We start from the raw sequence: 569 nt of genomic DNA, 5'->3' as shown, positions 1-569 counted from the left end.
GATCTGGTGGCCCGGCGCCCGAAGACCGCGAAACTGGCCGCGAACGACCGGCTGCGGGACTACGTGCAGGAAAGGCTTTCCGGCCAGGTCGGCCGCCCGGACGGGACGGTACTGGGGCCGGAGGGCCCGCGGTGGAAGGGGAGGAACAAGCCGCACCGCGGCGACCGACTGTGGGTCATGGCGTGGAGTCCGGAGCAGATCGCGAACCGGCTGAAGGTCGACTTCCCCGATGATGAGTCCATGCGGATCAGCCATGAGGCGATCTACCAGGCCCTGTTCATCGAAGGCCGGGGAACGCTCAAGCGCGAGCTCGTCGCCTGCCTGCGCACGGGCAGGGCCCTGCGTGTGCCCCGAGCCCGGTCCAAGCGGAAGTCGTGGGCTCACGTCACGCCCGAGGTGTTGATCAGTGAACGGCCGGCCGAAGCCGACGACCGGGCCGTCCCGGGACACTGGGAGGGCGATCTTCTGATCGGACTGGAGCGCTCGGCGATCGGCACGCTGGTCGAGCGCACTACCCGGTTCGCGGTGCTCGTCCACCTGCCCCGCGAGGACGGCTACGGCACGGTTCC

The 569-nt window shown here is 69.8% G+C and carries 1 protein-coding gene; it reads left to right on the top strand.

Annotated features, from left to right (window positions below):
- Positions 1-569: IS30 family transposase (locus PV396_RS44940; RefSeq protein ID WP_319214173.1), on the top strand; the 569-nt coding region annotated here is incomplete at both ends.

Origin of the sequence: Streptomyces sp. ME02-8801-2C, assembly GCF_033793965.1 — a bacterium.
Classification (GTDB): domain Bacteria; phylum Actinomycetota; class Actinomycetes; order Streptomycetales; family Streptomycetaceae; genus Streptomyces.
This window is presented reverse-complemented; position numbering and strand designations above follow the sequence as displayed.